9 protein-coding genes and 1 pseudogene are annotated in these 9,163 nt (G+C 72.1%); 5 read left to right on the plus strand and 5 right to left on the minus strand.

Going from position 1 to position 9,163, the window contains the following annotated elements; genetic code table 11:
- The first annotated feature begins 107 nt into the window (after positions 1-107).
- From nth to ACFQ3T_RS31240, 4 genes are read left to right on the plus strand one after another with little or no spacing between them, the layout of a single operon-like run.
- The gene (nth, locus tag ACFQ3T_RS31225) at positions 108-875 is read left to right on the plus strand and encodes an endonuclease III (RefSeq protein WP_380728800.1); all 768 of its coding nucleotides are present in this window, start codon (positions 108-110) and stop codon (positions 873-875) included.
- Complete coding sequence (locus tag ACFQ3T_RS31230) at positions 872-1,453, plus strand: TlpA family protein disulfide reductase (RefSeq protein ID WP_380728802.1); 582 nt, start codon at positions 872-874, stop codon at positions 1,451-1,453. Before nth ends, ACFQ3T_RS31230 begins: the two co-directional genes overlap by 4 nt.
- Positions 1,450-2,121 (plus strand): NUDIX hydrolase, encoded by a 672-nt coding sequence (locus tag ACFQ3T_RS31235; protein ID WP_380728804.1) that lies wholly within the window; start codon positions 1,450-1,452, stop codon positions 2,119-2,121. The genes ACFQ3T_RS31230 and ACFQ3T_RS31235 overlap by 4 nt, the downstream gene beginning before the upstream one ends.
- Positions 2,118-3,305, plus strand: coding sequence for a MarP family serine protease (locus ACFQ3T_RS31240; RefSeq protein WP_380728806.1), 1,188 nt, complete (start codon positions 2,118-2,120; stop codon positions 3,303-3,305). Before ACFQ3T_RS31235 ends, ACFQ3T_RS31240 begins: the two co-directional genes overlap by 4 nt.
- 10 nt (positions 3,306-3,315) lie before the next feature.
- Here ACFQ3T_RS31240 and ACFQ3T_RS31245 read toward each other — a convergent pair whose 3' ends face one another.
- The 5 genes from ACFQ3T_RS31245 to ACFQ3T_RS31265 all read right to left on the minus strand — a co-directional run bounded on the left by ACFQ3T_RS31245 (position 3,316) and on the right by ACFQ3T_RS31265 (position 8,851).
- Complete coding sequence (locus ACFQ3T_RS31245; protein ID WP_380728808.1) at positions 3,316-4,242, minus strand: alpha/beta fold hydrolase; 927 nt, start codon at positions 4,240-4,242, stop codon at positions 3,316-3,318.
- 8 nt (positions 4,243-4,250) lie between these two features.
- A complete protein-coding gene (locus ACFQ3T_RS31250) occupies positions 4,251-4,721 on the minus strand; it encodes a phage holin family protein (RefSeq protein ID WP_380728810.1) in 471 nt (156 codons plus the stop codon).
- Positions 4,722-4,766: 45 nt separating this feature from the next.
- Positions 4,767-5,966, minus strand: a complete 1,200-nt coding sequence (gene nhaA, locus ACFQ3T_RS31255; RefSeq protein ID WP_380728812.1) for a Na+/H+ antiporter NhaA — start codon at positions 5,964-5,966, stop codon at positions 4,767-4,769.
- Between the two features lie 135 nt (positions 5,967-6,101).
- Positions 6,102-8,078, minus strand: a complete 1,977-nt coding sequence (gene acs, locus ACFQ3T_RS31260) for an acetate--CoA ligase (RefSeq protein ID WP_380728814.1) — start codon at positions 8,076-8,078, stop codon at positions 6,102-6,104.
- Between the two features lie 203 nt (positions 8,079-8,281).
- The gene (locus ACFQ3T_RS31265) at positions 8,282-8,851 is read right to left on the minus strand and encodes a GNAT family N-acetyltransferase (RefSeq protein WP_380728816.1); all 570 of its coding nucleotides are present in this window, start codon (positions 8,849-8,851) and stop codon (positions 8,282-8,284) included.
- Positions 8,852-8,942: 91 nt separating this feature from the next.
- Between ACFQ3T_RS31265 and ACFQ3T_RS31270 the strand changes: the two are divergent.
- Positions 8,943-9,163, plus strand: a pseudogene (locus ACFQ3T_RS31270) (oxidoreductase); the annotation flags it as partial.

Consider the following 9,163-nt stretch of genomic DNA (forward strand, 5'->3'; position numbering starts at 1 on the left):
CGATCACGCTTTTCGATCGTCACGAAATCAGGCGCGAGCGGCCGACTTCCAGGCGGCCGAGCCGCGACGCCGGAGGCGGCGCAATCAGACCCAGTAATCTCGCCGGTATGGCGAAGAGCGCGGTGAAGCAGCCGGAGACGCGGTTGGGGCTGGTCCGCCGGGCGCGCCGGATGGTGCGGGTGTTGGGGCAGGGTTACCCGGACGCGCACTGCGAGCTGGACTTCAGGAACCCGTTGGAGCTGCTGGTCGCCGTGGTGCTGTCGGCGCAGACGACGGACGTCCGGGTGAACCTCGTCACGCCGGCGTTGTTCGCGCGGTACCGGACGGCGGCCGACTACGCCTCGGCCGACCGCGCCGAGCTGGAGGAGCTGATCAGGCCGACCGGCTTCTACCGGAACAAGGCGACGTCGCTGATGGGTCTGGGCGCGGCGCTGGTGGAGCGGTTCGGCGGCGAGGTGCCGGGCACGCTGAAGGACCTGGTGACGTTGCCGGGCGTGGGCCGCAAGACCGCGAACGTGGTGCTGGGCGACGCGTTCGGTGTGCCGGGCATCACGGTCGACACCCACTTCGGCCGGCTCGTGCGGCGCTGGGGCTGGACCGAGGAGGAGGACCCGGTCAAGGTCGAGCACGCCATCGGCGCGCTGGTCGAGCGCAAGGAGTGGACGCTCCTCTCGCACCGCACGATCTTCCACGGCCGCCGCGTCTGCCACGCCCGGACGCCCGCCTGCGGCGCGTGCCTGCTGGCGCCGCACTGCCCGTCGTACGGCATCGGCCAGGTGGACCCGGAGAAGGCGCGGAAGCTCGTCAAGGGCGAGGAGGCGCCGCACCTGATCGACCTCGCGGAACGGGTGCGGGCCGGGGAGAAGCTGGCGTGAGAGCCGGAGCGCGGTGGGCCGTCGTCGTCCTGGTGCTGGTGGTGGCGGGCGCGGTGGCGGTGTGGCCGCGCGACCCGGACCCGCCGGCCGTGCCGCAGAGCCAGCGGTCCGCGCCGGACGTGGTGGCGGCACGCGAGCAGGCGGCGCTCCAGCCGTGCCCGCAGGGCGCGCCGGGGCCCGCGGCGCTGCGCGGCGTCACGGCGAGTTGCCTCGGGGACGGGCGGCCGGTGGACGTGTCGTCCGCTTTGTCGGGCCGAGCTGTGCTGAACTTCTGGGCGACGTGGTGCGTTCCCTGTCAGGAGGAACTGCCGGTGCTGGACGCCTACTCGCGGGAGCCGGGCGCGGTGCCGGTGGTGACGGTGCTGGTGGAGAGCAAGGAGGCTGACGGTCTGGAGCTGTTGGCGAAACTCGGTGTGCGCCTCCCGTCCGTGTACGACCCGGCGGACGCGGTGCGCAAGGCCGTCGGCGTGCCGACGTTGCCGATGAACTACCTGGTCAACGCGGACGGCGCGCTGACCCCGGTCACGAACCCGTCCTCGTTCACCTCGGTGGACCAGGTGCGCGGGGTGGTCGGATGACGGCCCTGGTGGACCCGGACGACGTGCCGGAGTGGATGAGGGGCCTGGTCAAGGCCACCGCCGAGATCGACGCGCGCGCGTTCAGCCGCGTCTCCCCGCCGCCCGAGGGCACCGGGCGCGCCGCCGCCGTCCTCATGCTGTTCGGCGAGGGGCCGGACGGCCCCGACGTGCTGCTGCTGCGCCGCGCCGACACCCTCGGCTCGCACCCCGGCCAGGTCGCCTTCCCCGGCGGCGCGGCCGACCCGACCGACGACGGCCCCGTGGACACGGCGCTGCGCGAGGCGTTCGAGGAGACCGGCGTGCTGCGCGAGGGCGTCCGGCCCGTCGCGACGCTGCCGGACCTGTACGTGCCGGTGTCCGGGTTCGTCGTCACGCCGGTCCTGGCGCACTGGGACGCGCCGTCGCCGGTCGCGCCGGTCGACCCGGGCGAGACGGCCGCCGTGGCCAGGGTGCCGATCTCGCACCTCGCGGACCCGGCGAACCGGTTCCGGGTGAGCCACCCGTCCGGCTACCTCGGGCCCGCGTTCGCCGCGCCGGGGATGCTGGTGTGGGGCTTCACCGCCGGTCTGCTCAACGGGCTGCTCGCGCTGGGCGGCTGGGAACGGCCGTGGGACACCTCGGACGTGCGTGATCTCGACCTGGCCTTGCGAGCGACGGAGGTTCCGTGAACTGGGTTGACCTGCTCGTGCTGGCGCTCGCCGCCTTCGCCGCGGTCTCGGGCGCGCGGCAGGGCATGGTCGTGGCGCTGCCCGCGTTCGTCGGCGTGCTCATCGGGCTGGTGCTCGGCACGCAGCTCGCGCCGCTCGTGGTGGCCCAGTTCGACAACGTCGTGACGAAGGTCGTGTTCGCGGTCGGCATCGTGGTGCTGCTGGTGGCGCTCGGCGAGACGCTGGGCGTGTACGTGGGCCGCAGCATCAAGCCGAGGGTCAACTCCAGCCCGTTGCGCGGCGCGGACAACGCGCTGGGCGCGATCGTGCAGGGCGCCGTGGTGTTCGTGGTGGCGTGGATGATCGCGCTGCCGCTGACCGTCGTCGCGGGCCTGCCGGGGCTCGCGAAGTCGCTGAACCAGTCGGTGATCCTGTCCACCGTGGACGGCGCCATGCCGCAGGCGGCGCGGACGCTGTCGAACGACCTGCAGACCTTGTTCGACGTGTCCGGGTTCCCGGCCGCGATGGACCCGTTCAACCAGACGCCGCTGAAGGAGGTCGGCCCGCCGAACCCGGCGCTGAGCGCCGACCCGATCGTGCAGCAGCTGCGGCCCAGCGTGCTCAAGGTGCGCGGGCGCGCGCCGTCGTGCTCGCGGGCGTTGGAGGGCACGGGTTTCGTCATCTCGCCGGAGCGGGTGATGACGAACGCGCACGTCGTCGCGGGCACCACGGAGGTGGCGGTGGAGGTCGGCCGCGGCCAGTTCGACGCCACCGTCGTGCACTACGACGCGCAGACCGACGTCGCGATCCTCGCCGTGCCGGACCTGGAGGCCCGGCCGCTGGAGTTCCGCACCGACGAGATCGCGCAGGGCGAGGACGGGATCGTCCTCGGCTACCCGCTGGACGGCCCGTACACGGCGTCCGAGGCGCGGGTGCGGGAACGCATCCAGATGTTGCGGGGACCGGACATCTACGACGCGCAGACCGTGACGCGGGACGTGTACACGATCCGGGCGACGGTGCGCAGCGGCAACTCCGGCGGACCGCTGGTCGACCCGCAGGGCCGCGTCATGGGCGTGGTGTTCGGCGCGGCCGTGGACGACCAGGAGACCGGGTTCGTGCTGACCGCGCAGGAAGTGGCGGACGAGGTGGCGAAGGCGCCGTCGATGGTGCGGCGGGCGTCCACGCAGACCTGCGCCTCCTGACCGCCGTTCCTCAGACCTTCGCCAGGAAGTCGGTGACGAGCCGGCTCGTCGTGCTCGGCGCCTCCTGGTGCGGGAAGTGCCCCACCTCGGGGACCACCTGGTACGACGACCGCGCGCCCACCCACAGCCCCGACTCGGACGCCGTGGACTCCAGCACCACCGGGTCGAGCGCGCCGTGGAGCTGGAGCACCGGCACCTCCAGGCGCCGGTCGACGGCCTCGGCGAACCGGCGGCCCTCGCCGCGCAGCTGCGAGCGCACCGCCCAGCGGAAGTACTCCAGGGAGCTGTGCGCGACGCCGGGCACCATGACCGCCTCGCGGTTGCGGCGCACCACCTCGTCGAACTCGGGCGACACCGTCCACTTAGGACCACCCCAGGCCGAGAGCATCCGGGCGACGGCGGCGCCGCGTTCCCGGGTCAGCCACCGCTCCGGGTACACGGGCAGCTGGAAGCGGAACACGTGCGCGCTGGCCCGGCCCTGCCGGCGGGGGTGGCGGCGGATCGCGCGGCGCAGCGCCAGCGGGTGCGCCGCCGACACGGCCGTCACCGAGTAGACGAGCCGGGGGTGCATGGCCGCGACGGTCCACGCCAGCATGCCGCCCCAGGCGTGGCCGACGAGGTGCGCGCGCGGCTCGCCGAGCGCCTTCACCAGGCCGGCGACGTCACCGGCGAGCGTGAACCCGTCGTAGCCGCGCGGTGGTTTGTCGGAGTCGCCGTAGCCGCGCAGGTCCACGGCGACGGCGCGGTAGCCGGCCTCGGCGATCGCGACGAGCTGGTGCCGCCACGTCCACCAGAACTCCGGGAACCCGTGCAGCAGCAGCACGAGCGGTCCCTCGCCCAGTTCCGCGACGTGCAGGCGGATGCCGTTCGCGGACACGTCGCGGTGCGCCCACGGGCCGGGCACCCGCGCGGTCGACGGGTCCGGGGGCAGCCGCACGGCGCGGCTCAGTGGCCTTCGCCGCGGTGCCGGAGGGCCGCGACGGTGTCCCGGGCCGAGTCGATCGTCCGCTGTGGCGCCCGCAGCTTCTTCACCTTGCGGTAGCCCAGGAACGCGAAGAGCCCCGCCGTGACGAGCATCAGGGCGAACACGATCAGGAACGCCGACCACCGGGGCAGCCACACGTCCAGCAGCTCCGCGCCGAAGAAGAAAAAGAAGAACGAGCTGAACAGCAGCACCGTCAGCGCGACGATGAAGTAGACGCTGCCCCGCACACCCTTCTTGATCTCGCCCGCGACCTCGGACTTGGCGAGCTCGACCTCGGCCCTGACCAACGTGGACAGGTGGGCCGTCGCATCGCGAACCAGGCCGCCGATGGACGTTTCCTCCGCGATCTTCGCCGCGCTCTCCGCGGTCAACGGGATCGACGGAACAGGTGGCAGTCCGCTGCCGTTGGTGTTCTCCCGAGCGCTGGTCACCGGCTCATCGTGCCATGCACGCCGGACCGGGGCTGCCCGACCGGCTCATGACGCGTCCTCGTCGGCGCGTTGGTGCACCCGGCTGCGGCGGATCAGCAGGACCGCGGCCAGCAGCGAAGCCGCCAGCGACGCCAGCAGCACGGCCGCCTTGGCCTGTTCGGCGGCCTGCCCGTCCAGCGCGAGGTCCGAGATCAGCAGGCTCACCGTGAACCCGACGCCGCCGAGCATGGCGACGGCGACGATGTCGCGCGGTCCCGCGCCCTTGGGCCAGACGGCGGCCTTGAACAGCACCGCCAACGCGGACGCGCCGACGATGCCGACCAGCTTGCCCACCACCAGGCCCAGCATCACGCCGAGCGCCAACCGGTCGGAGAACAACGCGCCCAGCGCCTCGCCGTTGACGGGCACGCCGGCGGCGAACAGCGCGAACACCGGCACGGCCACGGCCGCCGACCACGGCTGCAACCGGTGTTCCAGCCGCAGCGCGGGCGCCTCGTGCTCGTAGTGGTCCTTGCGCACGCGGGTCAGCAGGGCCAGGGCGACGCCCGCGATGGTGGCGTGCACGCCGGCCGCGTGCACGGCCACCCACGTGCCGACGGCGATCGGCACGTACAGCCAGGGCGTCGTCACCCGCTTGTGCTGGAGGAACGCGTACAGCGCGAGCAGCGCCACCGCGGCCGCCGCCGCCACGAGGTCGAACGTCGCGGTGAACAGCACCGCGATCAGCACGATGGCGCCGAGGTCGTCCACCACGGCCAGGCTGAGCAGGAACAGCCGCAGGCTGTTCGGCAGGCCGGACGCGGTGATCGCCAGCACGCCGAGCGCGAACGCGATGTCGGTCGCCACCGGGATCGCCCAGGCCCGGTCGATCCCCGGCTCGCCCCAGCCGACGCCGATCGCGATCGCCGCGGGGACCACCATGCCGCCGACGGCGGCCACCACGGGCAGGATCGCGGCCTTGAGGTTGTTCAGCTCGCCGATGACGAGCTCGCGCTTGAGCTCCAGCCCGGCGACGAAGAAGAAGATGGCGAGCAGGCCGTCCTTTGCCCAGTCGCCGACGCTCAGGCTCAGGTGCAGCGACTCCGGGCCGAGGTGGAAGTCCCGCAACGCGGTGTACGCGCCGGACGCGGGGGAGTTCGCCCAGACCAGCGCGACCGCCGTGGCGGCGAGCAGGATCATCCCGCCGACGGTCTCGGTGCGCAGGTAGCGCGCGAACTCGGTGGCGGTGCTGCGCTTGTCGGTCAAGATCCACTCCGGTGCGTCGGGTACGGCTCATCCTCGTGCCGACCAGACTTCCCGGCTCACCGGAAGCGACCCTAACCCAGACGGGTGCCCGCCGGCGACCGGCGGGCACCCGTCCTGACGTGCTCGGTGCTGTGCTCAGTCCTCCGAGGCGCCCGACTTCAGGCCGCTGGAGATGAGGTCCATGACCGACGAGTCCGCGAGCGTGGTCACGTCGCCGACCTGCCGGTTCTCCGCCACGTCGCGCAGCAGCCGGCGCATGATCTTGCCCGAGCGGGTCTTCGGCAGCTCCGGCACGACCATGATCTGCCGCGGCTTCGCGATCGGGCCGATCTCCTTGGCCACGTGCTCCCGCAGCGCCTTGATCGCCTCCGCGCCGTCCGAGCCCTCGGCGACGCCGCCGCGCAGGATCACGAACGCCACGATGCCCTGGCCCGTGGTCGGGTCGCTCGCGCCGACGACCGCCGCCTCCGCCACCGTCGGGTGGGAGACCAGCGCGGACTCCACCTCGGTGGTGGAGATCCGGTGCCCGGACACGTTCATCACGTCGTCCACCCGGCCCAGCAGCCAGATGTCGCCGTCGGCGTCGTACTTCGCGCCGTCACCGGCGAAGTAGTAGCCCTGCTCGGAGAACCGCGACCAGTACGTGTCGCGGTAGCGCTCCTCGTCGCCCCAGATGCCGCGCAGCATCCCCGGCCACGGCTGGTCGAGCACCAGGTAGCCACCGCCGCCGTGCGGCACCTCGTTGCCCTGGTCGTCGACGACCTTCGCGCCGATGCCGGGCAGCGGGCGCTGCGCCGAGCCGGGCTTGGCCGACGTCGCGCCGGGCAGCGGGGAGATCATGATCGCGCCGGTCTCGGTCTGCCACCAGGTGTCCACGACGGGGGTCTTGCCCGCGCCGATGGTCTCCCGGTACCAGATCCACGCCTCGGGGTTGATCGGCTCGCCGACGCTGCCGAGCACGCGCAGCGACGACAGGTCGTACTTGGCGGGGATGTCCGCGCCCCACTTCATGAACGTGCGGATCAGCGTCGGCGCGGTGTAGTAGATCGACACGCCGTACTTCTGCACGATCTCCCAGTGCCGGCCCTCGTGCGGGGTGTTGGGCGTGCCCTCGTAGACGACCTGCGTGACGCGGTTGGCCAGCGGGCCGTACACGATGTAGCTGTGCCCGGTCACCCAGCCGATGTCGGCGGTGCACCAGTAGACGTCGGTGTCCGGCTTCAGGTCGAACACGTTGTGGTGCGTGTACGCGACCTGGGTCAGGTAACCGCCTGAGGTGTGCAGGATGCCCTTCGGCTTACCCGTGGTGCCCGAGGTGTAGAGGATGAACAGCGGGTGCTCGGAGTCGAACGCCTCCGGCGTGTGCTGGTCGGACTGGCGGTCGACGACGTCGTGCCACCACAGGTCGCGGCCCTCGGCCCAGTCGACGTCGGTGCTGGTGCGCTTGACGACCAGCACGTGCTCGACGCTCTTCGCGTTGGCCACGGCCTCGTCCACGGCGGGCTTGAGCGCCGCCGGGTTGCCGCGCCGGTACTGGCCGTCGGTGGTGATGACGAGCTTGGCCTGCGAGTCCTCGATGCGGGTGCGCAACGCCTCGGCGGAGAAGCCGCCGAACACCACGCTGTGCATCGCGCCGACGCGCGCGCACGCGAGCATGGCGAAGATCGCCTCGGGGACCATCGGCATGTAGATGGCGACCCGGTCCTCCGCGCCGACGCCCAGCTCGGTGAGGGCGTTCGCGGCCTTGGAGACCTCCCGCTGGAGGTCGGCGTAGGTGATCGCGCGGCTGTCGCCGGGCTCGCCCTCCCAGTGGATGGCGACCTGGTCGCCGTGCCCGGACTCGACGTGCCGGTCGACGCAGTTGTACGCGACGTTGAGCTTGCCGCCGACGAACCACTTGGCGAAGGGGGCCTCGGACCAGTCGAGGACCTGGTCCCACCGGGTGTCCCAGGACAGCCGCTCGGCCTGCTGCGCCCAGAACGCCTCGCGGTCGGCGGCCGCCTCCTCGTACAGGGCGGCGGTGGCGTTCGCCTGCGCGGCGAACTCCTCGCTGGGCGGGAACGTCCTGGTCTCCGTCGACAGGTTGTCCAGGGCGGCTTGCGGCTCTGTCATGGCGGGAGGACCTCCTGAATCCGTGGGGTAGCGCACTGACCGTAGTGCGATTCAGCTCACTGCGCACCCAAAAGGTTCAGACCAATTTTGGCCGAGTTCGAAACGCGTGGGTAACTGTGTAACCCCGGCCCGTGCCGCTTGACCACCGCGATTCCGCCGAACGACACCTAGGTTGCGACCAGCGGCACCCTCCGTGACTCGCGTCACGTGCCGAGCTTGGCCTTCAGGTCCGGCCACTCGTCCGCCGTCATCGAGTACACGACGGTGTCGCGCAGCGTCCCGTCCGGTCGGATGCGGTGCACCCGGAGCACGCCCTCGCGGGTCGCGCCGAGCCGTTCGATGGCGCGCTGCGACCGCTCGTTGCGCAGGTCCGTGTGCCAGCCGACGCGCAGCGCCCCCAGGTCCTCGAACGCCCGCCGCAGGAGCAGCAGCTTGGCGTTCGTGTTGAGGGCGGTGCGCTGCCAGCGCGAGCCGATCCACGTGTAGCCGATGTAGAGGCCGCGGTTCTTCGGGTCGATGTCGTAGTAGGACGTAGTGCCGGCGACCTCGTTCGTCCTCGGGTCGATCTGCGCCCACGCGAGGCGGTCGGGGTCGGCCAGGACGCGCTCGATGTACTCGCGCGTCTCCTGCACCGTGGCGGGCTGGGTGGTGCTCAGCCACGTCCACACGTCCGGGTCCTTGCCCGCCTCGTGCAGGCCCTCGGCGTGGTCCGGCGACAGGGGTTCGAGGCGCACGTGGTCGCCGACGAGGACCGGGCGGTCGTACCAGTTCATACCCAGCACCGTAGTCGGCCAGTGGCTATTCGGTAGATCCATTTCCAGCTTGGTTCAAATAGCCACTTACCGACGAGTAGTGTGCTCCGGCGTGACCGATCCGCTTGCCCCGCTGCTGGACCTGCCCGGTGTGGCCGACGCCGTCAAAGCGGCACGTGACGCCGTGTTCCAGGTGCACCGCCACCGGGTGAACCTGCGCGGCTGGGCGACCACCGCGGCCGAGGCGTCCGTGCGCGCCGCGCGTGCGTCGGCGGCCCTCGACGGCGGCCCCACCGCCATCCCGACCGACGGCTCCGTGACCGACCCGGTGCT

This window comes from Saccharothrix hoggarensis (assembly GCF_042678885.1).
Lineage (GTDB): Bacteria > Actinomycetota > Actinomycetes > Mycobacteriales > Pseudonocardiaceae > Actinosynnema > Actinosynnema hoggarensis.